General features: G+C 71.1%; 21 protein-coding genes and 1 tRNA gene. 8 read left to right on the forward strand and 14 right to left on the reverse strand.

The features are described 5' to 3' along the window. The first annotated feature begins 28 nt into the window (after positions 1-28). On the forward strand, positions 29-487 hold the full coding sequence (locus ACG04Q_RS02565; protein WP_394509250.1) for a thioredoxin family protein: 459 nt from the start codon (positions 29-31) through the stop codon (positions 485-487). Next, a complete protein-coding gene (locus tag ACG04Q_RS02570; RefSeq protein ID WP_394509251.1) occupies positions 484-1,617 on the forward strand; it encodes an MFS transporter in 1,134 nt (377 codons plus the stop codon). Before ACG04Q_RS02565 ends, ACG04Q_RS02570 begins: the two co-directional genes overlap by 4 nt. Before the next feature lie 52 nt (positions 1,618-1,669). On the opposite strand, the gene ACG04Q_RS02575 is transcribed toward ACG04Q_RS02570, so the two are convergent. The 6 genes from ACG04Q_RS02575 to rsmB all read right to left on the reverse strand — a co-directional run bounded on the left by ACG04Q_RS02575 (position 1,670) and on the right by rsmB (position 7,306). After that, positions 1,670-2,065 (reverse strand): hypothetical protein, encoded by a 396-nt coding sequence (locus ACG04Q_RS02575; RefSeq protein WP_394509252.1) that lies wholly within the window; start codon positions 2,063-2,065, stop codon positions 1,670-1,672. Positions 2,066-2,184: 119 nt separating this feature from the next. Next, a tRNA-Phe gene (locus tag ACG04Q_RS02580) sits at positions 2,185-2,260 on the reverse strand. 70 nt (positions 2,261-2,330) lie between these two features. Continuing rightward, on the reverse strand, positions 2,331-3,053 hold the full coding sequence (locus ACG04Q_RS02585) for a response regulator (protein WP_394509253.1): 723 nt from the start codon (positions 3,051-3,053) through the stop codon (positions 2,331-2,333). Between the two features lie 6 nt (positions 3,054-3,059). Further along, positions 3,060-5,348: a sensor histidine kinase gene (locus tag ACG04Q_RS02590; protein WP_394509254.1), complete on the reverse strand. Its 2,289-nt coding sequence runs from the start codon at positions 5,346-5,348 to the stop codon at positions 3,060-3,062. A 55-nt stretch (positions 5,349-5,403) separates the two neighbouring features. Further along, on the reverse strand, positions 5,404-5,964 hold the full coding sequence (locus tag ACG04Q_RS02595; RefSeq protein WP_394509255.1) for a DUF4390 domain-containing protein: 561 nt from the start codon (positions 5,962-5,964) through the stop codon (positions 5,404-5,406). Position 5,965: 1 nt separating this feature from the next. After that, a complete protein-coding gene (rsmB, locus tag ACG04Q_RS02600) occupies positions 5,966-7,306 on the reverse strand; it encodes a 16S rRNA (cytosine(967)-C(5))-methyltransferase RsmB (RefSeq protein ID WP_394509256.1) in 1,341 nt (446 codons plus the stop codon). A gap of 42 nt (positions 7,307-7,348) precedes the next feature. Between rsmB and folE the strand changes: the two genes are divergently transcribed. Genes folE through ACG04Q_RS02615 form a run of 3 tightly spaced genes read left to right on the forward strand, consistent with a single transcriptional unit; the run spans position 7,349 to position 9,134 of the window. After that, the gene (folE, locus tag ACG04Q_RS02605) at positions 7,349-8,053 is read left to right on the forward strand and encodes a GTP cyclohydrolase I (RefSeq protein ID WP_394509257.1); all 705 of its coding nucleotides are present in this window, start codon (positions 7,349-7,351) and stop codon (positions 8,051-8,053) included. A gap of 3 nt (positions 8,054-8,056) precedes the next feature. Then, on the forward strand, positions 8,057-8,479 hold the full coding sequence (locus ACG04Q_RS02610) for a BLUF domain-containing protein (RefSeq protein WP_394509258.1): 423 nt from the start codon (positions 8,057-8,059) through the stop codon (positions 8,477-8,479). A 4-nt stretch (positions 8,480-8,483) separates the two neighbouring features. Beyond that, complete coding sequence (locus ACG04Q_RS02615) at positions 8,484-9,134, forward strand: hypothetical protein (RefSeq protein WP_394509259.1); 651 nt, start codon at positions 8,484-8,486, stop codon at positions 9,132-9,134. A 38-nt stretch (positions 9,135-9,172) separates the two neighbouring features. Here the strand turns inward: ACG04Q_RS02615 and ACG04Q_RS02620 are convergent, their stop codons facing one another. Then, a complete protein-coding gene (locus tag ACG04Q_RS02620) occupies positions 9,173-9,718 on the reverse strand; it encodes a LemA family protein (protein ID WP_394509260.1) in 546 nt (181 codons plus the stop codon). After that, the gene (gene queC, locus ACG04Q_RS02625; RefSeq protein WP_394509261.1) at positions 9,715-10,419 is read right to left on the reverse strand and encodes a 7-cyano-7-deazaguanine synthase QueC; all 705 of its coding nucleotides are present in this window, start codon (positions 10,417-10,419) and stop codon (positions 9,715-9,717) included. The genes ACG04Q_RS02620 and queC overlap by 4 nt, the downstream gene beginning before the upstream one ends. Positions 10,420-10,469: 50 nt before the next feature. Here queC and ACG04Q_RS02630 point away from each other — a divergent pair, with 50 nt between their 5' ends. Next, a complete protein-coding gene (locus ACG04Q_RS02630) occupies positions 10,470-11,162 on the forward strand; it encodes a hypothetical protein (RefSeq protein ID WP_394509262.1) in 693 nt (230 codons plus the stop codon). A 766-nt stretch (positions 11,163-11,928) separates the two neighbouring features. On the opposite strand, the gene ACG04Q_RS02635 is transcribed toward ACG04Q_RS02630, so the two are convergent. The 3 genes from ACG04Q_RS02635 to ACG04Q_RS02645 are packed head-to-tail and all read right to left on the reverse strand — an operon-like array spanning position 11,929 to position 15,066. After that, positions 11,929-13,188: a glutamate-5-semialdehyde dehydrogenase gene (locus ACG04Q_RS02635; RefSeq protein WP_394509668.1), complete on the reverse strand. Its 1,260-nt coding sequence runs from the start codon at positions 13,186-13,188 to the stop codon at positions 11,929-11,931. A 48-nt stretch (positions 13,189-13,236) separates the two neighbouring features. Next, entirely contained in the window at positions 13,237-13,863 is a 627-nt protein-coding gene (locus ACG04Q_RS02640; RefSeq protein ID WP_394509263.1) for a hypothetical protein, read from the reverse strand. A 21-nt stretch (positions 13,864-13,884) separates the two neighbouring features. Beyond that, positions 13,885-15,066, reverse strand: a complete 1,182-nt coding sequence (locus ACG04Q_RS02645; protein ID WP_394509264.1) for an FAD-dependent monooxygenase — start codon at positions 15,064-15,066, stop codon at positions 13,885-13,887. 86 nt (positions 15,067-15,152) lie between these two features. Between ACG04Q_RS02645 and ACG04Q_RS02650 the strand changes: the two genes are divergently transcribed. Further along, the gene (locus ACG04Q_RS02650) at positions 15,153-16,136 is read left to right on the forward strand and encodes a potassium channel beta subunit family protein (RefSeq protein WP_394509265.1); all 984 of its coding nucleotides are present in this window, start codon (positions 15,153-15,155) and stop codon (positions 16,134-16,136) included. Positions 16,137-16,142: 6 nt separating this feature from the next. On the opposite strand, the gene ACG04Q_RS02655 is transcribed toward ACG04Q_RS02650, so the two are convergent. Genes ACG04Q_RS02655 through nosR form a run of 3 tightly spaced genes read right to left on the reverse strand, consistent with a single transcriptional unit; the run spans position 16,143 to position 20,228 of the window. Further along, entirely contained in the window at positions 16,143-18,266 is a 2,124-nt protein-coding gene (locus ACG04Q_RS02655; RefSeq protein WP_394509266.1) for a PAS domain-containing sensor histidine kinase, read from the reverse strand. A gap of 4 nt (positions 18,267-18,270) precedes the next feature. Then, complete coding sequence (locus ACG04Q_RS02660; protein WP_394509267.1) at positions 18,271-18,846, reverse strand: response regulator; 576 nt, start codon at positions 18,844-18,846, stop codon at positions 18,271-18,273. Then, positions 18,843-20,228, reverse strand: a complete 1,386-nt coding sequence (gene nosR, locus ACG04Q_RS02665) for a response regulator c-di-GMP phosphodiesterase, NosR family (protein ID WP_394509268.1) — start codon at positions 20,226-20,228, stop codon at positions 18,843-18,845. Before nosR ends, ACG04Q_RS02660 begins: the two co-directional genes overlap by 4 nt. Positions 20,229-20,434: 206 nt before the next feature. Between nosR and ACG04Q_RS02670 the strand changes: the two genes are divergently transcribed. Next, a complete protein-coding gene (locus ACG04Q_RS02670; protein ID WP_394509269.1) occupies positions 20,435-23,554 on the forward strand; it encodes a diguanylate cyclase in 3,120 nt (1,039 codons plus the stop codon). Positions 23,555-23,604 lie beyond the last annotated feature (50 nt).

Consider the following 23,604-nt stretch of genomic DNA (forward strand, 5'->3'; position numbering starts at 1 on the left):
TGGAAGCGATTCCAATTCCGCCATCCCCATGCGCTTCCTGACCGCCTCCCTGCTGCTCGCCACCAGCCTGACCGCCCTCGCCGGCCCGCCGGCCATCTATGACGAAGCCGCCGACGCCAAGGCCGCCATCCGCGCCACGCTGGCCGAGGCCGAGAAGGCCAGGCTGCCGGTGCTGGTGGTGTTCGGCGCCAACTGGTGCGGCGACTGCCGCATGCTGGACGCGACGTTCAAGACCGGCCCCAGCGCGCCGCTGATCGCGAAGAGCTTCAAGGTCGTCAAGGTGGACGTGGGCCGCTTCGACCGCAACGTCGACATCGCCGAGGGCTACCGCGTGCCGCTGAAGAAGGGCATCCCCGCCGTGGCGGTGCTGTCGCCACAGGGCAAGCTGCTGTACGCCACCGAAGGCGGCGAGCTGGCCGACGCCCGCAAGATGGGCGACCAGGGCGTCTACGAGTTCTTCACCCGCATCAGCGCGAGCGCCAAGTGAGCCCCGTCGTCGGCGCGTCGCGCGCGCTGCGCACGCAGTTCTTCGTGCTGGGCGTCATGTTCGCGACCTGGGGCGTGCATGTGCCCACGGTGAAGGGCCACTACGGCCTGGGCGAGCAGGCGCTGGCGCTGGCCATGCTGGCCGGCGGCGTCGGCGCGCTGATGGCCCTGGCGCAGGCCGGCCGCATCGTCGGCCGCTGGGGGCCGCGCGCGGTGTCCGCCGTCATGGGCGTGGCCTGCTGCGCGTCCATCGCCTGCCTGCTGGCCGGATCGGCCTACGCGGCGCTGCTGACGGTCATGCTGCTGTTCGGCATCACCGGCAGCCTGGTGGACGTGGCCATCAACACCGAGGCCACCGAGATCGAGCGCCTGGCCGCCAAGCCGCTGATGAGCGGCTTCCACGGCATGTTCAGCCTCGGCGGCATGGCCGGCGCCGCCCTGGGCAGTGCCGCGCCCGCGCTGGGCCTGGGCGCGCAGGCCCACCTGCTGGTGGCGACCGGGCTGGGCGCCGTCGTCGTGCTGGTGGGCAGCCGCGCGATGCTGCCGGTGCCCGAGAAGGAAGCCGAGGAGAAGCACCCGCTGAGCCTGCCGCGCGGCCCGCTGCTGCTGCTGGGCGTGCTGGCCTCCATGGGCCTGATCGCCGAAGGCGCCATGTACGACTGGAGCGTGCTGTTCATGAAGCAGGAGCGCGCCAGCGAGCCCAGCACCGCCGCGCTGGCCTACGCCAGCTTCAGCGGCGCGATGGCCATCGGCCGCTTCGGCGGCGACTGGGTGCGCGCGCGCATGTCGGGCACCCGGTTGATGCGCCTCAGCGGCGTGCTGGGCGCGGCCGGCATGGCGCTCGCGCTGTCGGTGCCCTCGCCCGCCGTCGCGCTGGTCGGCTTCGCGCTGGTGGGCCTGGGCCTGTCCAACGTCGTGCCGGTGCTGTTCAGTGCCGCGTCGAAGGTGCCGGGCGTGTCGTCGGCGCACGGCATCGCTGCCGTGTCGGGCGTGGGCTACCTGGGCATGATGGCCGGCCCGCCGCTGATCGGCCTCATCGCCGAGCACTCGTCGCTGACGACCGGGCTGCTGGTGGTCGTCGTGTTCGCGGTCTTCATGGCCTTGACGGCAAAACGGGCACTGCGGGGCTGACGCCAAGCAGCCGCCGCCTCGATCTGCGCGACATACGGCCGGCCGCGGCCGGTCAGCTCACCGCTTCGACGTCGGCAGGCGTGCGGCTTGCCGTGCGTGCGCACAGCAACGCGGCCAGCTGTTCGGCCACGTCGTTGTCGAAACTCATCAGCGCGTCGGCCGCCTGGCCCGCGGCCGCGGCGCGCAGCACGTCGGCCACGCAGGCCTTCTGCGCATCGGTTGCCGCGCATCCGAGCGTGGCCTCCAGCCGCGCGACGGTCTCGTGGCGCAGGCGGTCAGAGCCCAGCACATGCCAGGCGTAGTCGACCTCGTAGCGTTCCACAGCGTCCTTGAGGCTCTCGCCATCCAGCCGCGACTCCTGCGCAAACACGGTCAGCGTGCGGGTGCACAGGCTGCGGTTGACGAGCGCCAGCAGTTCGTCGTGCACGGGGGTGTTTCCAGCGGCCATGGTGGGTCCTTGTTACGGCAGTCAACCCACGAGACTGGCACCGTCGAAGGCCCATGGGCGGACCGGCGACACAGCAAACAAAAAGCCCCTGACTCCATCGGGAATCAGGGGCCTGTATCTGGTGGCCAAGGGCGGAATCGAACCACCGACACGCGGATTTTCAATCCGCTGCTCTACCAACTGAGCTACTTGGCCTTTTTCTCACTACCCGGCCGGTTAGCCGTTCAGCGAAGTCCGCGACTGTAGCACAACTTTTTGCGACTCGTCAGCCCCCGGCGCCACGCTTGTTGCGGCTGAGGTCCACGCCCAGCTGCTTGAGCTTGCGGTACAGGTGGGTGCGCTCCAGGCCGGTCTTCTCGGCGACGCGGGTCATGGAGCCGTTTTCCTTGGCGAGGTGGAACTCGAAGTAGCTCTTCTCGAACGCATCGCGCGCCTCGCGCAGCGGGCGGTCGAGCTCGAAGGTCTGCTCGGACGCCAGCAGCCCGCTGCCGTGGTTGTTCACCGGCAGGTGGCCGGACAGACCGCCGACGCTCTGGCTGGGCGCGGCGGGCAGGCCCATGACCGAGGGCTCGGGGCGCGCGTAGCTGGGCAGGCCCACGGCCGGCGGCGCCGGGCGCGGCGGTGCGGTCTTGACCAGCGCCTGCTCGACGGCGCGCAGCAGCTTCTGCAGCGTGATGGGCTTTTCGAGGAAGGCGATGGCACCGAACTTGGTGGCCTCGACCGCCGTATCGATGGTGCCGTGGCCGCTCATCATGATGACGGGCATCGTGAGCAGGCCGGCGCCGCCCCATTCCTTCAGCAGCGTGACGCCGTCGACGTCGGGCATCCAGATGTCGAGCAGCACGAGATCGGGGCGCGAGCGCTCGCGCGCGGCCCTCGCCTGGGCGGCGTTCTCGGCAAGCTCGATGGTGTGCCCCTCGTCGCTGAGGATTTCTGACAACAGGGCGCGGATGCCCAGTTCGTCGTCGACAACAAGAATGGTGGCCATGAATCCTTAGGTCTTGGCGCTGGCGGCACCGGGCTCGGTGACGGGCGCTAGATTCGAAAATGATAGCGAAACTTGCGCGCCGATCACGGGCTGCTCGGCACCGTCGTCAGGGGGAGAACCCGCATCGGATGCGGGATGCAGGTTGCGCAGGGCGATGCGGGCGCCGTGTTCATCGGCGATTTTCTTGACGACCGCCAGACCCAGGCCGGTGCCCTTGGTCTTGGTCGTCACATAGGGTTCGAAGGCGCGCTTGAGCACCTTCTCGGCGAAACCGGGACCGTTGTCGACGATGTGCAGCCGCACCGAGCGCGGCGCGCCGGCCTCGGTGACGGACAGCGACGAGCGCACGACGACGCGGCCGTCGGCACGCTCGTGCACCGCGTCCAGCGCGTTCTGCACGAGGTTGTGGATGACCTGGCGCAGCTGGCTGGCGTCGCCCTTGATGCAGGGCAGGCCGGGCGCGAGCTGGGTGGCCAGGCGGCCCTTCTCCTGCGCCTCGGCGTAGAGGCTGAGCACCTCCAGCACCAGCGCGTTGAGGTCCAGCGGTTTGAGCTGCGCGGACGGCAGGCGGGCGTAGTCGCGGAACTCGTTGACCAGCTGCTTCATCGCCTGCACCTGGTTGACGATGGTGGCAACGGAGCGCACCAGCATGGCCTGGTCGGTGCCTTCGAGCTTGGCCTCCAGCTTGTGCTGCATGCGCTCGGCGGAGAGCTGGATGGGCGTGAGCGGGTTCTTGATCTCGTGGGCCAGCCGGCGTGCGACCTCGCTCCACGCGGCGGAGCGCTGCGCGGAGACGACCTCGGAGATGTCGTCGAACACGAGCAGCCGCGCGCCGTAGGGCAGCGGCGCGCCGCGCACCAGCAGCGTCAGCGGGTCCTGCTTGGGGTCCAGCTGCAGCTCGAACGACTCCTGCCACAGCTCGCGGTCCATGTCGCGCTCGGCGGGGTCGGGGCCCAAGTGCTGCTCGAAGCGCTGCGTCAGCGACGCGGCAAAGTCGCGCAGCCCCGGCACGTCGGCCAGCGGCCGGCCGACGTAGGCCGACAGCGGCAGCCGCAGGATGCGTGTGGCGCCGGGGTTCACGGTCTCGATGAGGCCCTCGGGGTCGAACACCAGCACGCCGGCAGTCAGGTTGTCGAGGATGGTCTGCAGGTGGGTGCGGGCGGCGTCCAGCTCGGCGACGGTGCGCGACACCTGGGCGCGCGCGTCGGCGAGCTGGCCGGTCATGTCGGCGAAGGAGCGCGTCAGGCCGCCCAGTTCGTCGCGCGACGCGAGCACGGGGCGCACGGACAGGTCGCCCTGGGCCACCTGGCGCACACCGTCGGCCAGCATCAGCAGCGGCCGCGCAAGCTGGTTGCCCAGCGTGACGGCCAGCAGCAGCGCGCCGAACACGGCCAGGATGAGCACCAGCGTCAGCGTGCCCAGGTACATGCGGCGCAGGCCCACGCGCTCCAGCGAGCGCTGCTGGTACTCGCTGTTGGCGGTCTGCACTGCCAGCGCATTGCTGAGCATGCTGGCCGGTACGCGCTGCACCACCATCAGGTAGCGCTCGCCCAGGCCCAGGCGCAGTTCTGTGTTGGGCAGCAGCGCCAGCGCGCGGATGCGGGCGCCGTTCTGCAGCGCGGCGGCTTCGTCTTCCAGACCTTCGAGCTGGCTGGCCGGCGCCCCACCGCGCGCGCGGCTGAGCATGGTCTCGCTGGGCCGGTCGGGCGTCAGCTGGCTGGTGTCGCCGCCGCTTTCCAGCAGGATCTGCCCGCGCCCGCCCACCAGCGCGACGGTGCGCGCGCCCAGCTTGTCGCGCACCCGCTCCAGCGCCAGCAGCTGCGGCATGCTGCCGTCGGCGAGCTGATCGGCGGCGTCGCGCGTCTTGGTGCCGAGGTCAGCCACCATCGCGTCCAGCGTGCCGCGGCCGAGGTTGAGGCCGGCCTCCAGCGCGCTGGCCAGCCGCACGTCGAACCAGGTCTCGATGCTGCGGTTCACGAACTGGTAGGAGACGGCGTAGATCATCACGCCGGGCACCACGCCCACCAGCGCAAAGATGCCCGCCAGCTTCAGCAGCAGCCGGCTGCCGAAGCGGCCGCGCCGCACGCGCACCACCAGCCGCACGGCGGCCGTCAGGATGACCAGCGTCAGCACCGCCGCGACGGCCACGTTGACCCAGTAAAGCCAGTGGTAGTGGCGCTCGAAGAAGCCGCGCTCGGGCGTGTTGCCCACGGTCAGCACGAAGGCCAGCACGCCGGCCACGCCGGTGAGGGTCACCAGCGTGATGACCCAGCCCCAACGCGCGACTTTCGTCATGGCCGCTCCGGGAGGGCGGCCGGCCGGTTCGAGGAGACCCTGAGTCCAGCCCTTGTCATTTCAAGGAGAAGTCGGCCGCGAAGTTGCGCTTCTGCTCGATGCTCAGCGCAAAGCCCGACTGCAGGCCGATCTGCATCGGGCGGGGCAGCTGGCTCACGTCCAGCTTGTAGCTGAACTCCAGGTAGTAGCTGCCGCCGTCCTCGATGTCCTTGGGCTCGGCGATGCGCCAGGCGCTCACGCCCCGGATGACGGCCAGCGCCTCGTCCAGCGAGCTGAAGCTCTGGTGCAGGCCGCCGGTGGAGACGCGGTACTGCCGGGTCAGCGACTGCCAGCTGAGCTTCCAGGCCCGCTCGCTCTGCGCGATGCGCGCATCGCGCCAGTACCAGCGGTTGCGCAGCACGGTGGCCTCGGCGACGAAGTTCAGCGGCACACCCTTGTGCAGCGCATCCTCGGCGGCGCGGCTGAGCTCGAAGCGGGTGGAGAAGCTCAGCTCCAGCCCGTCCTCGGTCTTGCGCGTGGCCAGCTGGGCCAGCTCGACGCCTTCGGCCCGCGCCCCGCCCGGGATCAGGGCGAGCAGCGCGGCGAAGAAGGCAGCGATGGCGATGCGGGCGAACAACTCAGGGCTTGGTCAGCAGGGCGTAGAAAAAGCCGTCCAGGGGCGGCTCGGATTGGCGGGCATTGTCAGCCAGGGGCAGCAGGTGTCCCGTGAAGCCGGGCACGGCGTGGGACTTCGCGTCGGGCTGGCGTTGCAAAAATGCGTCGAGCTGCGCCTGGCCCTCGGCGCGGAACACCGAGCAGGTCGCGTAGACCATCCGCCCACCCGGCGCCAGCAGCGGCCACAGCGCGTCCAGCAGCTGGGCCTGCACCTGCGCCAGCGCACCAATGTCGTCGGGCCGGCGCAGCCAGCGCACATCGGGGTGGCGGCGCACGATGCCCGAGGCGCTGCAGGGGGCGTCCAGCAGGATGGCGTCGAACGGCTGGCCGTCCCACCAGGCGGCCGTCTGGCGCGCATCCGCGGCCTTCAGCGTTGCCTGTTGTTGCAACCGTTTCAGGTTGTCCTGCACACGCAACAGGCGCTGCGCGTCGGCGTCCAGCGCGGTGAGCTGCAGGTCGGGCTGCAGTTCCAGCAGGTGGGCCGTCTTGCCGCCGGGGGCGGCACAGGCGTCCAGCACGCGGGCGCCGGGTTTCAGACCGGTCCCAACGACCAGCGGCGCCGCCAGCTGCGCGGCGGCGTCCTGCACCGACACCCACCCCTCGGCAAATCCGGGCAGCGCCGACACCGGCGCCGGCCGGTCCAGCACGACGGCCTGCGGCGTCGCGCCGCCCAGCGCACGGGCGCCCAGGCCCAGGGCGGCCAGCCGCTCGACGTAGTCGGCCGCCGTGCCGCGCTGGGCGTGTACGCGCAGCGTCATCGGCGGCGGGCGGTTGCTGGCGGCCAGGATCGCCTGCCACTGCTGGGGCCAGTCCTGGCGCAGCTTCTCGACCCACCAAGCCGGGTGGTTGAAGGCGCCCAGCGGCGTGCGTTCGGCCGCCGCCACCAGCGCGGCGCGCTCGCGCAGGAAACGCCGCAGCACGGCGTTGACGAAACCCACGCTGGCCGGCGCGCGCTGCTTGGCGGCGTTGACGGCCTGGTCCACCAGCGTGTGGTCCGCATACATGGGCGACGAATCGGGCTCGGGGTCGGGCCACAGCAGCGCCAGCGCGACGAGCAGCAGCGCGTCCACGCGCGGCGGCGGTGCCTTGGGCGCGAGCTGCTGGCGCGCCGCTTCAGCCGCCCCCAGGCGGCGCAACGCCGTGAAGGCCAGCGCCTGGGTGCCGGGGCGCAGTTCGGCGGGCACCTTGGCCAGCAGATCGGTCAGCGACCGGCCGTCGCGCACGCCCTGCACGGCGTCGGCCGCGGCGGCGAGCAGGCGGTGCAGGGGGGCGCTGTGACCGGCGGCAGAGGGGCTTTGAGACATGAGGCCAGTGTAGAAGTGGCAATCGCCGCACAATCCGGCGCCATGAATGCACCCGACTCCCCTGCGACCGACGACCTGCCGGTGTCCGAGCGCATCCGCTACCGACTGGTGTCCGCCGGCTGCCGCCACCACGCCAACGACAACATCGCCGCCTTCATCGAGCCGGGTGAGCTGGACGCGTTGCAGGCCGAGGTGCAGGCCAAGATGCAGGAGGTGCTCAAGAGCCTCGTCATCGACACCGACAGCGACCACAACACCCAGGACACCGCCAAGCGCGTGGCCAAGATGTTCCTGCGGGAAGTCTTCGCGGGTCGTTACGCGGCGGCGCCCTCGGTCACCGAGTTCCCCAACGTCAGCCGCCTCAACGAGCTGATGATCGTGGGCCCGATCACCGTGCGCAGCGCCTGCTCCCACCACCTGTGCCCCATCATGGGCAAGGTCTGGATCGGCCTGCTGCCCAACGAGCACTCCAACCTCATCGGCCTGTCCAAGTACGCACGGCTGTGCGACTGGATCATGAGCCGCCCGCAGATCCAGGAAGAAGCCGTGACCATGCTGGCCAACGAGCTGCAAGAGCGCGTGCAGCCCGACGGCCTGGCCCTGGTGATGGAGGCCGACCACTTCTGCATGCACTGGCGCGGCGTGAAGGACAGCGAGTCCAAGATGACCAACAGCGTCATGCGCGGCGCATTCCTGAAGGACGCCAACCTGCGCCGCGAATTCCTGTCCCTGATTGCCAAAGGCTGAACCATGCTCGTCCGACTGATGTACGCCAGCCGCGCGGCCACGCCCCTTGCCGACGCCGACCTGGCCGCCATTCTCAAGAGTTCCCGCGAGCACAACCCGGCCGAAGGCATCACCGGGCTGCTGTGCTTCTCCGACGGGGTGTTCGTGCAGGTGCTGGAGGGCGGCCGCAACGCCGTCAACGCGCGCTACAAGCGCATCGTCGAGGACCGCCGCCACCAGGACGTCATCCTGCTCGCCTACGAGGAGATCACCGAACGCGGTTTCGCCGGCTGGACCATGGGCCAGGTCAACCTGCAGCGGCTCAATCCGGCGCTGCTGCTGAAATACTCGGAGACCGGGCGTCTGGACCCGTATGCGATGAGCGGCGAAGCCATGGCCGCGCTGTTCAAGGAGATGTGCGCATCGGGTGCGATCGAGGTGCATTGATTTGATGCGACGTTGTTGGCGGTGGGGGGCGCTGGCGCTAGGCACGCTGGCAGGCGTAGCTGGGGCTCAGGATGAAGCACCCAGCCTGGCAGCCTTTCTGCTCCGCCAAACCGGCAGCGCCAACTCCGCGCAGTGCCATCACATCGCTCACATCGCCCGGCCCCAGGCGCATCGTCATGTCGGCCTGATCGCAAGCTGCACGGACAACGCTGACGGCAGCAGGCAGGCCTGGGTGTTCGTCGCTGACGAGGCGGCCACTGGACCGATCAAGCTGCAGGTTCTGTCTGCCCCCTTCGACTTTGGCGGGAGCCGCCACTACGTAGAACTGGTGCAGGCGCAAGGCGCACAGCGCTTCTCGATCCAGATCAACTACCGCGGTGGCTGTGGGACCAGCTTTGATCGCTTCCGCATCGCATTCCATCAGGGCGACTGGGTTGTCGCCGGCCTCGACAGTCAGAGCACCAACTGCGGCGCACCTGGGGAGGGAACCGGGTCTTCTCGGCAGGAACGATCTGCCGACTTCCTGACCGGCCGAGTGGAAGAGCGGGACTATCAGCACAACAAGCTCGTCGCGCGACGCACGCACGTCGATGAGTTCCGACGCTTTGCATTGAGCGACTTCGATCCCTTCGATCCCGCCTACGGACCTCGCTGACCGAAGAGCCTCGCCAGCGCAGCGAGCCCCGCCCCGCGTTACAGCGACCGCGCCTCGCCGAACCCGTACAGGTTGGCCAGCACGCGCGTCGGGAACTGGCGCAGCGCGTCGTTGTACTGGTTCACCGCCTGGTTGAAGACCTGGCGCGTGAAGGCGCGCTGGCGCTCGATGAGCTTGAGCTCGCTGATGAGCCCGTCGATCTCGGTCTCGCTGCGCAGCTCGGCCTGGTGGTCCAGCAGCGACAGCAGCCGGGTCAGCGCCGCCGCATGCAGCGCGCCGGCCACGGCCAGGCTGCCGGCCGGGTCGGGCGCCCAGGGCTTGGCGCGCACGGCCTGCGTGGCGGCCTGGGACTCGGCCTGCGCCGTGGCCAACGCATCGAAGGTGGCCTGCTCGCTGGGCAGGCGCGGGCCCACTGCGGCCAGCAGCTTGTCGCAGACCTCGCTGCGCTCCTTCAGGTGCGTGTCCAGCTGCGCGAACGCGTCGCCGATGGCATTGCGCATCGACATCAGCCGGTTGTAGGCACCCACACCCCAGAAGAACAGCAGCGCGGCGGCCGAGACGCCCACCCATTGCCAGGCAGTCATGCGCCGGCCTTGTACCGCTCGAAGCCCTTCGCTCGCAGCGCGCACGCCGGGCAGTGGCCACAACCATGCCCCCAGGCATGCAGCTCGCCGCGCTCGCCGAGGTAGCAGGTGTGCGTCTCTTCCACGATGAGCTTCACGAGCGCGTCGCCACCGAGCGATTCGGCCAACCGCCAGGTGGCGGCCTTGTCGATGAACATCAGCGGCGTCTCCAGCGTCATGGGCGCGTCCAGCCCCAGGCTGAGCGCCACCTGCAACGCCTTCATCGTGTTATCGCGGCAGTCGGGGTAGCCGGAGAAGTCGGTCTCGCACATGCCACCCACCAGCACCGAGGCGCCGCGGCGGTAGGCCAGCGTCGCGGCGAAGGTCAGGAACAGCAGGTTGCGCCCGGGCACGAAGGTGTTGGGCAGGCCGTTGGCCTGCAACTCGATTGCACGCTCATCGGTCAGCGCGGTGTCGCTGATCTGGCCCAGCAACGACAGGTCCAGCAGGTGGTCGGCGCCCAGCTTGCCGGCCCAGGCCGGGAACTGCGCGGCGATCTGCGCGCGCACGGTGTTGCGGCAGTCCAGCTCCACGCGGTGGCGCTGGCCGTAGTCGAAGGCCAGCGTCTCGACCTCGGCGTAGCGGTCCAGCGCCCAGGCCAGGCAGGTGGTGGAGTCCTGGCCACCGGAAAAAAGCACCAGGGCTTTGCGGTTGTCTTGCATGGGCGGGATGCTACCTTCGCACCCCCGCGGACTTCTGCCCTCGCCCACTGATGCGCGCCTCTTCACCCCGATGGCTGGCGGCCTGCGCCCTGGCCGCCACGCTGCAGGCCGGCGCTGCGCCGGTGGACTACGGCACCGAGCGCGGCTGGGGCCAGCTGACGCTGGACCGCGCCGCGCGCACCTTCGCCATCAGCACCGTGGGCGCCAACGCCCACACCTGCGAGCTGCAGGGGCGGCTGAGCGGCGCCAAGCTGAACGAGGGCACGGCCGACAGCTGCCGCATCACGCTCACCGAAGGCCGCGACGGCCGCATCGCCGTGGCGGCTATGCCCGCCACCGAGGAGTCCTGCCGCGAGTTCTGCGGCATGCGCGCGTACTTCGACGGCGACTATCTGCCGCTGCCCGCCGCCTGCCGCCCGGACGCGCTGCGCCAGCAACATGCCCGCGGGCTGGCCGACTACCGCGCCAAACGCTTCGACGCCGCGCTGCACGCGTGGGGCGCCGGCCTCACGGCCTGCGAACGGCTGATGGACCACTTCGGCGTCTGGCGCTGGCGCAACGACATGGCCATTGCCGCGCACCGGCTGGGCCGGCATGCCGACTGCGTGCAATGGTCGCGGGCCGTGCTGGACGAGGCTGCGCCCAGCACCTTCGCCCCCACCGACGCCGACACCGCCGCGCCGCTGCTGAAGGCGGCGCGCTTCAACCTGGGGCAGTGCCGAGCGGCTCTGTCGCCACGCTGAGCGACGCGCAGGCCATCTGCAACGTGGAGGTGAATGCCAACGGTCGAGACGCGCAACGCCGAGAACGACTGCCGCGTTTGACGTTTGACGTTTGACGTTTGGCTGTTGGCTGTTGGCTGTTGGCTGTTGGCTGTTACTTCACCCCCCTTTGGAGGAGCCGAGAAGCGCAGGAGCCCGAGGCGCGGGCGAAGCCCGCATCGACGTCTGACTCCGCGCAACTGTCTGACCGGAGTGAGCGCAGCGAACGCAGGGAGTTTTGCGCGGGCCTCGGGTTCCGAGCATCGCAGGGAACCCCGAGCGCAGCGAGGGGCGACGGAGCAGGGGCGACTTTTTGCCTTCTTTTTGGTCGCTCAAAAAGAAGGTCGCCCGCCGGGGCGAACTCCCGGCTGGGCCTCACGCGGATGCCAACAGTCGGGGAGGCAAACCTCAGGCAGGATTTCGTTGGGGTTCACTGCGTTCACCCCAACCAGGCTAACTGCGTCGACGACGCGAAAGACCAGTGAGTGTCGAGATGCCTGCGAAGACCAGAAAAACTGGCCAGATCATCGCAATACCAGCTCCAATGGCGATGCGAGAAACGCATGAGTCCGCAAGCTTGCTACGGCCAATGAATGGGCAGTCGCCTCGAACGAGTCCGACGAAGGCCAGGATTAGCCCAAGGCAGATAAAGAAGAGCCCGCCCCACTGATAAACCGCTTGAGCCAGCTCCATTAAACCCGTCCCTGCAAGTCCAAGAAGTCGTTTGCTAAGAATGTCGGAGCGCGACTTACCCCCTCACCTCACCCTGCCCCAACACCACCCACTTCATCGACGTCAGCCCCTCCAGCCCCACCGGCCCGCGCGCATGGAACTTGTCGGTGGAGATGCCGATCTCGGCGCCCAGGCCGTACTCGAAGCCATCGGCAAACCGCGTGCTGGCATTGACCATGACACTGGCCGAATCCACCTCGCGCAGGAAGCGCATGGCCGACACATGATTCGTCGTCAGGATCGCATCCGTGTGATGCGACCCGTAGCGGTTGATGTGCGCGATCGCCTCGTCCAGCGAGTCCACGACCTTGATGCTGATGATGGGCGCCAGGTACTCGGTCGACCAGTCCTCCTCGACAGCCGCCACGGCGCCGGGCACCAGGGCCAGCGTGCGCAGGCAGCCGCGCATCTCCACGCCCTTGGCCTTGAAGACGGCCGCGATGCGCGGCAGGAAGGCCGCGGCCTGCGCCGCATGCACCAGCAGTGACTCGGTCGCGTTGCAGGGGCTGTACTTCTGCGTCTTGGCGTTGTCCACCACCTTCACGGCGAGGTCCAGGTCAACGAACTCGTCCACGTAGCTGTGGCAGTTGCCGTCCAGGTGCTTGATGACGGGCACCTTGGCTTCCGCCGAGATGCGCTCGATCAGCCCCTTGCCGCCGCGCGGGATGATGACGTCCACCCACTGCGGCTGCGAGATCAGCAGGCCCACGGCGGCGCGGTCGGTCGTGTTGACGAGCTGCACGGCGGCGCGCGGCAGGCCGGCTTCCTCCAGCGACGCAGCCACCAGCTGGGCCAGCGCGAGGTTGGAGTGGATGGCCTCCGAGCCGCCGCGCAGGATGCAGGCGTTGCCGCTCTTGATGGCCAGCGACGCGGCCTCGATGGTCACGTTGGGGCGGCTCTCGTAGATCATGCCGAACACGCCCAGCGGCACGCGCATCTGGCCGACGCTGATGCCGGTGGGGCGGCGCTTCACGCCGGTGATCTCGCCGATGGGGTCGGGCATGGCGGCGATCTGCTCGCAGCCTTCAGCCACCGTGGCCAGCGTCTTCGCGTCGAGCTTGAGGCGGTCGCGCAGCGGGCCGCTGAGGTCGGCGGCGCCGGCCAGGTCGCGCGCGTTGGCGTCGGCCAGCGCCGGGCCGGCCTCGCGCAGGCGGCGGGCCAGCGCCAGCAGCGCGGTGTTCTTGGCGGCCGTGGAGGCGGCGGCCATCGTCGTGGCGGCGGCGCGGGCGGCGCGGCCGAGGTCGTCCATGTAGGCGGGCAGGCTCATGGACGGGATTGTCCCAAAGGGCGCTCCCGCGGCGCTTCGTCAGGGCCCGAGGGAGCCTTAGTCCACGTCGAGCGTGTACGTCACCGCCTGCGACATGCCCGGCAGGATGCCGCCGAAGTTCAGCGTGTAGCGGCCCTTCTTCAAAGGCCCCAGCGCCACGTAGAAGCCGTTGCCGGCCGCCAGCGTGTCGTCATCGTCGGCGATGCGGAAGCAGCGCCGCGTGGCCTGGCGGTGCGCGGCCAGGCCGCTGAAGCGCTTGCCGTTGACCTCCAGCACCAGCGCGTCGGGCGCGGGTGTCAGCTCGGCGGCGCGCTTCTTCAGCGACGCGCAGGACTCGTCGGCGTCGTCGGGCTCGAAGGTGACGTAGTTGATGAGCGGGAAGAACAGCGTCTTGCCCGCCGGCACGCGGCAGCTGCGCACGGTGCGCGCGGTGCCGTAGGTGCCGGCCAGGAACCACACCGGCCCGCTCTGGCCCTCGGCGCACAGGCGGCCGTCGCGGTCGGCCACGGGGCTGTCCTCGTCGTCGAAGGACAGCGCCCAGCGCCACCAGCGCTTGGACCATTCCTCCTGCGAGGCGCCGGCGACGGGCTTGGTGGGCGGGATCAGCGGCGCGGTCTGCGCCGCGGCGGGCTGGGCCAGGGCCAGCAGCAGGGCTGCGGCGGCAAGGGTGAGGTTGAACTGCATGGAACTCCCTGTGCGGCCGCGTCAGCCGCCGAACATCATTCGTCTTGCCACGGCCGTCTTCAGCGGCGTCGCCAGCTCCAGCCCGGCCAGCGCCAGGCCGCGCAGGCCCGGCAGGCCGGGCAGCCGCCACGCGAAGCTGCGGGCGAGGAAGTCGGTGGCGGCGATCATGGGCCAGCGGTCGGGCGCGCGCTGGCGGTCGATGCGGGCCAGCGCGGCGTCCAGGCCCAGGCCGGTCTCCGCCGCATCGCGCAGCGCGTCCATCAGCGCCTGCGCGTCGCGCAGGCCGAGGTTGAGGCCCTGGCCGGCCACGGGGTGCAGCGTCTGCGCCGCGTTGCCGATGCGCAGCGTGCGGCCCTGCAGCAGCCGCGTCTCGGCGTTCAGGCCCAGCGGGAAGCACTTCAGCGCCGAGATGCCGGTGAGCCGGCCCGCGGCGTCGGGCAGCTGCTGCTGGATGACGACGAGGCGCTGCGCATCGCTGAGCGCGGCGATGTCGTCCTCGGCCTGCGGCAGGCACCACACCAGCGCGGCGCGCGGGCCCTGCGCGTCGTCGGGCAGCGGCAGCAGCGCCAGCGGCCCGTTGCGCGTGAACCGCTCCACCGCCAGCCCCTGCAGGCCGGGCGACGCCAGCCGCACGGTGCCGACCCACGCGTTCTGGTGGTAGTCGCTGCTGAGGCGCTTGCGTTCCTGCTCGGCGAACACGCCGCCCTCGGCGACGACGGCCAGGTCGAAGCGCTCCACCAGCGGGCCGTCGCCGCTGTCCAGCTCCACGCCGTCGGCGTCGGAGCGGATCGCGTGCACGGGCGTGCCGAAGCGCGTGAACAGCCGCTGCGGCGCGGCGGCGGCGACGTCCAGCCAGCGCTGCTGCAGCGGCGCCACCAGCGCGCCGTAGGGCAGCACGGCGCCCAGCTGCGGCACGCCGAGGTCGGCGGCGCGGATGCGCACCTCGCCGGAGACCGGCGACGGCGGCGCCTGGCTGACGTGCACGGTCTGGATGGCCTGGGCCGCGGCCGGCTGCCAGGCGTGCAGCCGCTGCAGCAGCCGGATGCTGCCGAGGTTGAGCGCCAGCGTGCGCGCGTCGCCGCGGACGTCGCGGTCCAGCGGGCGGGTGTCGAAGAGGTGGATCTGGGCGGCCGGCAGGCGCTCGGCGGCCAGCAGGGCGAGCGCGAGGCCGGCAGGGCCCGCGCCGATGACGGCGAGGTTCATGGCCGCAACGATACCCGCCCGCGGGACAGGCCCGGGCCGGCCCGCGTAAGCTGCCGCGCTTTCCCCAGCCCCCACAGGATCTGCCCATGCAATACCGCCGCCTCGGCCGCGCCGGCCTCCAGGTCTCCGAACTCTCGCTCGGCTCCTGGGTCACGTACCACAACCAGGTCGACACCAAGGCCGCCACCGAGATGCTGGCCGCGGCGTTCGACGCCGGCATCAACTTCTTCGACAACGCCGAGGTCTACGCCCAGGGCGAGAGCGAGGTCGTCATGGGCCAGGCCTTCAAGGCGCTGGGCTGGAACCGGCTGGACTACATCGTCTCCAGCAAGTTCTTCTGGGGCCTGTCGCGCGACGGCGTGACGACGACCAACCGCAAGGACACGCTGAACCGCAAGTACCTGATGCAGGCCGTGGACGGCTCGCTCAAGCGCCTGCAGCTGGAGCACCTGGACCTGATCTACTGCCACCGCCCCGACCCGCACACGCCCATCGAGGAGACCGTGTGGGCCATGAGCGACATCATCCGCCAGGGCAAGGCGCTGTACTGGGGCACCAGCGAGTGGTCGGCGGCCGACATCCGCGCGGCCTGGGACATCGCCGACCGCCACCACCTGCACAAGCCCGTCGTCGAGCAGCCGCAGTACCACCTGTTCCACCGCAAGCGCGTGGAGCAGGAGTACGCGCGGCTGTACGAGGACATCGGCCTGGGCCTCACCACCTGGAGCCCGCTGGCCTCGGGTCTGCTGACCGGCAAGTACCGCGGCGGCATCCCCGACGGCAGCCGCGGTGCGCTGGAGAGCATGGGCTGGCTGCGCGAGCAGCTGCAGGACAAGGCGCGCAACGACGCGGTCGGCCAGCTGGTCGACATCGCGGCCGAGCTGGGCTGCACGCCCGCGCAACTGGCCATCGCGTGGATCAACCGCAACCCGCGCGTGTCTACCGTCATCCTGGGCGCCAGCCGCATCGAGCAGCTGCGCGACAACCTCGGCGCGCTGGCCGTCACGCCCAAGCTCACGCCGGAGGTGCTGGCCCGCATCGAGGCTGCGACGACGCCGCTGGCGCGCTGATCCCGCTCAGGCTGCGGCCGGGCCGGCAACGGGCACCCAGACGCGAAAGCGGGTGCCCTCGCCGGGGGCGGATTCCATCTCGATGCGCCCGCCGTGCTTCTGCACGATGGAGAAGGACAGCGACAGCCCCAGGCCCGTGCCCTGCCCCACCGGCTTGGTGGTGAAGAACGGCTCGAAGATGCGGCGCTGCACCTCCGGCGTCATGCCGCAGCCGTCGTCGACCACCTCGATCCAGGCCCAGTCGCCGCCCTCCTCGGCCACCACGCCGGTGGCCAGCGCGATGACGCCGCGCCGGTCGGCCGGCATGGCGTGCGCGGCATTCACGATCAGGTTCATGAACACCTGGTTGAGCTGTCCCGCCAGGCAGCGCACCGGGGGCAGCGGGCCGTACTGGCGCCGCACGTCGGCGCGGTACTTGACCTCGTTCATGACGACGTTGAGCGTGGACTCCAGGCCCGCGTTGAGATCGGCGTCCTGCCAGTCGGCATGGTCCACGCGCGAGAAGTCCTTCAAGTCCTGCACGATCTTGCGCACACGCGACAGGCCGTCCTCGCTGTCGTCCAGCAGCGAGGGCAGGTCCTCCATGATGAAGTCCAGGTCGGCGGCCCGCTTGAGCTCGGCCAGCTCGGCGTCCACCGGCCCGCGCTCGCGGGCGACGTAGGCCTGCGTCAGCGCCATCAGCTGCTCGGCGTAGCGCCTCAGCGTGCCGAGGTTGGAGTTGACGAAGCCGATGGGGTTGTTGATCTCGTGGGCCACGCCGGCGGCAAGCTGGCCGATGGAGGCCATCTTCTCGGACTGCAGCAGCTGGTTCTGCGCTTCCTCCAGCCGCGCGTTCGTCAGCTGCATGTTGCGGAAGTTGTTGACCAGCTCTTCCTGTGCGCGCAAAACCTCGGTGTGGTCCTGCAGCAGCCACCACATGCCCGGCGTGCTGCCGGCGGGGTTGGACGCGTAGGCGATCAGCTGCACCCAGATGCGCCGGCCCGTCCAGGTCCGCAGCCACATCTGGTGCACGAGCGAGGTGCCGGCACGCAGTGCATTCGTCGCCAGGCGACCGAGGTCGTGGAAATCGGCGCTGTCCAGGAAGAAGCGCCGCGGCGCCAGCTCGGCAGCCGCCACGTCGGCCGGCAGCTCCAGGATCTCGGCGAACTTCTTGTTGCTGCGCGCGACCTTGAGATCGCGCGTGGCGACGATGCCCACCGACGCGTTCTCCAGAAAGGCCTCCAGCTCCCGGTGCGTCAGCCTCAGCTCGGCGGTGCGCTGGGCGACGGTGGATTCCAGCTCCACCTGGTGGCGGCGCAGCTGCTCCTCGGCCTGGTGGCGCGTCGTCACGTCCTGCAGCGTCTCGATGGCGCCCATGACCTGGCCGTCGATGCCGCGCAGCGGCGCCGCCGTCACGCACAGCCAGCGGCCGGCCGGACCGAGCGTCGGGAAGAAGCCCTCGTAGCTGTAGCTGTCGGGCAGCAGCGGCGAGTGTTGCAGCGCATCGCCGTAGTACAGCGGCCCGTCAGCCTGCAGCCGGCCATCGACGATGAGCTCCGCGAGGGTGGGCCGCACATGCTCGTGGAAGGCGCGCCAGGTCTCGTTGCCCCCCAGCATCTGGCTCGACGTGCGGCCGGTCAGCTGCGCACAGGCCGCGTTCCAGTGTGTGACGCGGTGGCTGCCGTCGATGACATAGCTGGCCACGGGGCCGTTCTCGACGATCTGGTACATCACCCGGCCGACTTCGAGCAGGCTGTTCTGCACGTGGCGCATGTCGCTCAAGTCCTGGCAGGTCAGCAGTGCCAGCGGCCCGGCTTCGGTGTCCAGGCGGCGCGCGGCGATCTCCAGGTGGCGCCGGGTGCCGCTGGCGCTGACCGCCTCGATCTCCATGGCCGGCAGCGCGCCCTCGCTGTCCAGGCAGCGGCGGCCGTAGTCGCGCAGCGCGGCCTGCTGGCCCGGCGCGGCCCAGGCTTCGGGGGCCAGCTGCGGCAGCTCGGCCGGCGTGCAGCCCAGCAGTCGCAGCATGGCGTCGTTGGCAAAGACGATGTGCTCGCCATCGTGCGCCAGCAGGGCGGCGCTCACCGCCTCCAGGGCCGCGCGCAGGCCGCAGGGCAGGACCGGCACATCGTGGGGCAGGCAGGCGGTACTCATGGCATCAGACGATGGCGCCGTCCACAGGATCCAGCACGTAGGCGCCGTCGCTGCTCCAGCACACCTGCGTGATGCCGGGCTCCATGCGCTCCAGGCGGCGGCGCTCCGCCTCCTGCGGGCTCAGCTGGCCCTGCGCCAGGCGCTGGCGCTCGGCCAGCAGCTCGGTCTCGAGGCGGCGCCGGTGGTCCTCCAGCTGCTCGTGCACCGCGGCCAGCAGTTCGGGCTCGTTCCACGGCTTGGACAGGAACAGGGAGATGCGCGCGGAGTTGATGGCGTCGGTCAGCCCCTCGAAGTCCGCATGGGCCGACAGGATGATGCGCCGGCAGTCGGGCTGGCACTCACGCAGGCCGGTCAGGAACTGCGCGCCGTTCATGCCGGGCATGCGGAAGTCGCTGATGGCCAGCGCAAAGCTCTGCTCCCGCGCGCGGGCCAGTGCGGCGGCCGGATCGGTGAAGGCCTCGGTGCGCAGCGCCGGCCACAGGCCGTCGGCGGCGCCGCGGCGCAGCGCGCGCACCAGCGCCTGGAGGATGGCGGGCTCGTCGTCGACGAGCAGCACGTGCAACGGAACGGAGGGGGTCACAGGGATCGGCATGGCGTGCTTTCGAGTGACGTGGGGGTGCGCACGGTCGGGGCGGCCGCGGCGCGGGTGTCGCGGATGCGGAAGATCGTGCCCAGCCCCTCGCGCGCGACCAGGTCGCGGAGGGTGGCGATGACGCCGGCGTCGAACACGAAGCCCGCGGCCAGCAGCAGCGTGCCCTGCGGGCTCAGCAGGTCGGACGCCATCACCATGCCGGGCCTGAGCTCGGAGGCCGGCAGCGCCAGCTCCTGGGTGGCCGGCGCCGGCGCGACGCTCGCGAGGCGCTCGAAGGCCGCCACGACGGCCGGGGCGAAATGGGTGCCGGCCGTGCCGTGGATGACGGCGCGGGCGCGGGCCTCGTCATGCCGGCGCTCCGACAGGCGGCCGGCCTGCAGCCCTTCGAAGGCCGCGGCCAGCCCCACGACCTGGGCGGCCACCGGCAAGTCGGCGCCCCCCAGGCCATCGGGAAAGCCCAGGCCGTCGATGCGCTCCTGGTGGGCGCGCACCAGCCGGGCCGCGCCGCGCAGCCCCGTCAGCGGCATCAGGGCCGCCTCGCCCAGCAACGGGTAGCGGCGGTACAGCGCCAGCTCCTCGCCGCGCATCATCGACACCGGCTTGCGCAGCAGCGCATCGGGCAGGCCGATCTTGCCCACCTCGTGCAGCAGGCCGGCGGCGTAGCAATCGTCCTGCTGGGCCGACGACAGGCCCAGCTCGGCCGCCAGGCGCCGCGCCAGCTGCCCCACGCGCTCTGCATGGCCGGCCTGGCCGGCCTCGCGCAGCTCCATCAGGCCGGCGAACACCTTGACGGACAGCAGGAAGCTCTCGCGCAGCTCGGCGAACGCACGCTCCAGCATGTCGTTCACCTGCGACAGCTCGGCCGTGCGGGCGGCCACGCGTCGCTCCAGCTCGGCGTTGTGCGCCTGCGTCAGCGCCTGCAGCCGGCGGTTCTCCTCGCGCAGCCGCGCGCGCTCCAGGCCCTCGCGCACCGCCAGCAGCAGCTCCTGGTCGTCCCAGGGCTTGGCGATGTAGCGCTGGATCTCGCCCTGATTGACGGCGGCGACGATGGAGCCGATGTCGGCATAGCCGGTCAGCAGCAGCCGCGCCACGTCGGGCCAGCCCTGGCACACCGCCTGCAGCAGCTGCGCGCCGTCCATGCCCGGCATGCGCATGTCCGACAGCACCAGATCAACCTTCTCCTGTGCCAGCAGCTGCAGTGCCGCCTCGCCGCTCTCGGCCAGCAGGATGCGGTGGCCCAGCGGCCGGAACAGCCGGCGCAGCGCGTTGAGGATGGCCGGCTCGTCGTCGACAAACAGCAGCGTGCAGGCCAGTTGCGCAACGGGAGGCGGGGCGGCGGTCGGTACGGCGGGGGCGAGCGGGGTATCCATGACGAACTCCTTGGACCGGAAGACACCTCAGGAGGGCACCGGGCTGAGCCCTAGTCTGCCTTCATTTGATAAAAATGATTCTTCATATTTGATAAAACAAGCGGTGCCCGCGATTTAGTTCACGGCAGCGCGGCACGGACGGGAGTTTTCCCCTGCGGGCTTGTGCCGGCATGGCGTGCCAGCGGCGTCGCAGAGAATGCCGCGCCATGAGGGTGTCCATCAAGAGAGGGGCCGCAAGCCTGCTGATGCTGCTGGGGCTGGCGACGGCCCAGGCCGTCGTGCCGCGCTTCGAGCCGATTGGCGAGTCGGGCGCCGTGCGGGACAACGTCGTTTCCGCGCTGGCGCTGGACGCCCGCGGCCTGCTGTGGGCCGGCTCGCCCGAGGGCCTGCTGCGCTTCGACGGCTACACCTTCAAGCACCACGCGCTGGCCGCACCCGACGGCACGCTGCTGCCCGAGCAGTTCGTGCGCGCCATGCTGCCCGACCCGCGCGGCTGGATGTGGGTGGCCGCCGGCAACAGCGGCCTGGTGCGCCTGGACATGGCCACCGGCCAGTGGGCCCGCTGGGCCCGCGACGGCAGCTCGGCCGACGAGACCGCTCCCGCCGCCAACACCGTGCGCACGCTGGCGCTGGAGAAGGACGGCACGCTGTGGCTGGGCGGCAGCGGCGGGCTGGACCGTTTCGACGTCAAGCGCGAGCGCTTCACCCACCACCGCGGCAAGGAGGACGGCCTGCCCGACCCGCGCGTGCAGACGCTGCTGGTGGACCGTCAGGGCACGCTGTGGATAGGCACCTGGCGCGGCCTGGCGCGCAAGGCGCCCGACGGCCCCATCGAGACGCTGGACGTTGGCCTGTCCGACCAGCTCGTCACGCTGCTGGCCGAGACGCTGGACGGCCGCATCATCGCCGGCACGGCCCAGGGCCGGCTGCGCGCGCTGTCCACCGCCGGCCAGCTGCTGCCCTTCAGCGCCGGCGCGCAGGCCGACGGCGCCAGCGTCTGGCCCGTCATGGCGATGGCGCAGCCCGACCCCGACGAGCTGTGGTTCGGCGACGCGTCGGGCCTGTCGCGCCGCCGCGCGGTCGACGGCGCCCTCATCGAGCGCCTGCCCGCCACCGCGCCGCGCAGCGACGTGCGCGCGCTGCTGCGCGACCCGTCCGGCACCATCTGGGCCGGCAGCTACGGCGGCGGGCTGATGCGGCACGTGCCGTCGCTGCCGGGCCTGTCCATGGTGCGCGAGGCCATGGGCCCCGCCGCGCTGGACGTGCGCAGCATCCTGCAGCTCAAGAGCGGCGAGATCTGGCTGGGCACGCTGGCCGGTGGCATCGAGCGCCGCGACCGCGAGCTGCAGCCGCTGGCCCACATCATCCCGGGCACCGCGGGCCTGCCGGCCGGGCGCGTCAACGCGATGGCGCAGACGCAGGACGGCTCGGTCTGGGTGGCCATCGACACGCAGCTGCTGCGCTTCGACGAGCAGGGCCGCTGGAAGGAGACGCTGCGCAGCGGCAACGCGGTGCCGCGGCGCTTCCACGCCAGCGACGACGGCGCGCTGTGGATCGCCACGCTGGACGGCCTGCTGCGCTGGTCGCCGCGCCAGCCGCAGATGCGCCCCATCCCCACCGCCGGGCTGGTGGGCGGCACCGGCGAGGTCAACGCATTCGCGCGGCTGCCCGACGGCAGCCTGTGGGCCGGCGGCGCGGCGGGGCTGTTCCGCATCGCCCGCCCCGGCGACGAGGAGCCCATCGCCGAATGGGTGGAGACCAAGGGCCTGACCGGCCAGACCGTGCTGGGCATGGCCGTGGACCTCGCCGGCCGGCTGTGGGTGGACACCGGCACCGGCCTGCATCGCATGGTGGACAGCAAGGGCGCGCAGGCGCGCTTCGAGGCAGTCGCCGCGTCCGACGCCGGCGGTGCGTTCGGCGCCAACCTGCTGTTCGACAAGCAGGGCCGCATCTGGTCGCAGCGCAACATGTTCGACCCGCGCACCGGCGAGCGCCGCGAACTGGGCGCCGCCGACGGCGCCGACCTGGGCACCGGCTGGTTCCGCGCCTACGAAAAGCTGGATGACGGCCGCATGCTGTTCGGCGGCGCGCGCGGGCTGCTGGTCATCGCGCCCGACCGCTTCTCGCCCTGGGCCTACAAGCCGCCGCTGGTGGCGGCCGAGCTGCGCGTGGATGGCGAGGAGCGCCCGCTGCCCGCCGACGGGGCCAAGCTGGAGCTGGCGCCGGGCGAGCGCGCGTTCAGCCTGTCCTTCGCCGCGCTGGACTACAGCCAGCCCGGCCGCAACCGCTACCGCTACCGGCTGCAGGGGCTGGACAGCGGCTGGGTGGACGGCAGCCTGGGCCGCATCGCCACCTACACCAACCTGTCGCCCGGCCACTACCGGCTGCACGTGCAGGGCAGCAACCGCGACGGCGTGTGGGGCCCCGCGGAACTGCAGCTGGAGGTGCATGTGCGCGCCGCCTGGTGGCAGACGCTGTGGGCGCGCGCGCTGGCCGTGCTGGCCGCGCTCGCCGCCGTGGCCGGCATCGTGCGCATGCGCACGCGCTGGCTGCTGCGCCGCCAGCGCGTGCTGGAGGCGCGCGTGCACGAACGCACCGAGGCGCTGGAGGCCGCCACCGCCGCGCTGACCGCCAAGTCCATCGAGCTGGAGGAGGCCAGCCTCACCGACCCGCTGACCGGCCTGCGCAACCGCCGCTTCCTGGACCGCCAGATGCCCGCCGACGTGGCGCTGGCGCAGCGCCACTACGAGCCCATCGCGCACATCCCCAGCCCCGGCGGCAGCGAGCAGGACCTGCTGTTCTTCCTCGTCGACATCGACCACTTCAAGCGCATCAACGACGCCCACGGCCACATGGCCGGCGACGCCGTGCTGACGCAGATGCGCGGCCGGCTGGAGCAGGTGTTCCGCGCGACCGACTACCTGGTGCGCTGGGGCGGCGAGGAGTTCCTCATCGTCGCCCGCGGCACGCCGCGCGGGCGCGCGGCCGAGCTGGCCGAGCGCGCCCGCCAGGCCATCGCCGCCCAGCCCTTCGAGGTGGCCGGTGACTTCCGCCTCGCGCTGACCTGCTCGGTGGGCTTCAGCGCCTTCCCGCTGTGCACGCGGCTGCCGGGGACGCTGGACTGGCACGCCGCCATCGACCTCGCCGACGCGGCGCTCTACGAGGCCAAGGACGTGGGCCGCAACGCCTGGGTGGGCCTGGTCGACGCCGAGGCCGCCAATGCGGCACAGCTGCTGGACGACACGCGCCGCCGCCTGGACGAATGGGCCGCGACGGGGCGGCTCAAGCTGGCGACGTCGGTGGCCGAGCGGCTCAAGACCGTCTGACGCCGGGCGTCCAGGCGGGCGGGCCTGCTACGCTCGCCGCCCCTCTGGAA

Origin of the sequence: Pelomonas lactea, from assembly GCF_043555885.1 — a bacterium.
In the GTDB taxonomy this organism is placed as follows: domain Bacteria; phylum Pseudomonadota; class Gammaproteobacteria; order Burkholderiales; family Burkholderiaceae_C; genus Pelomonas; species Pelomonas lactea.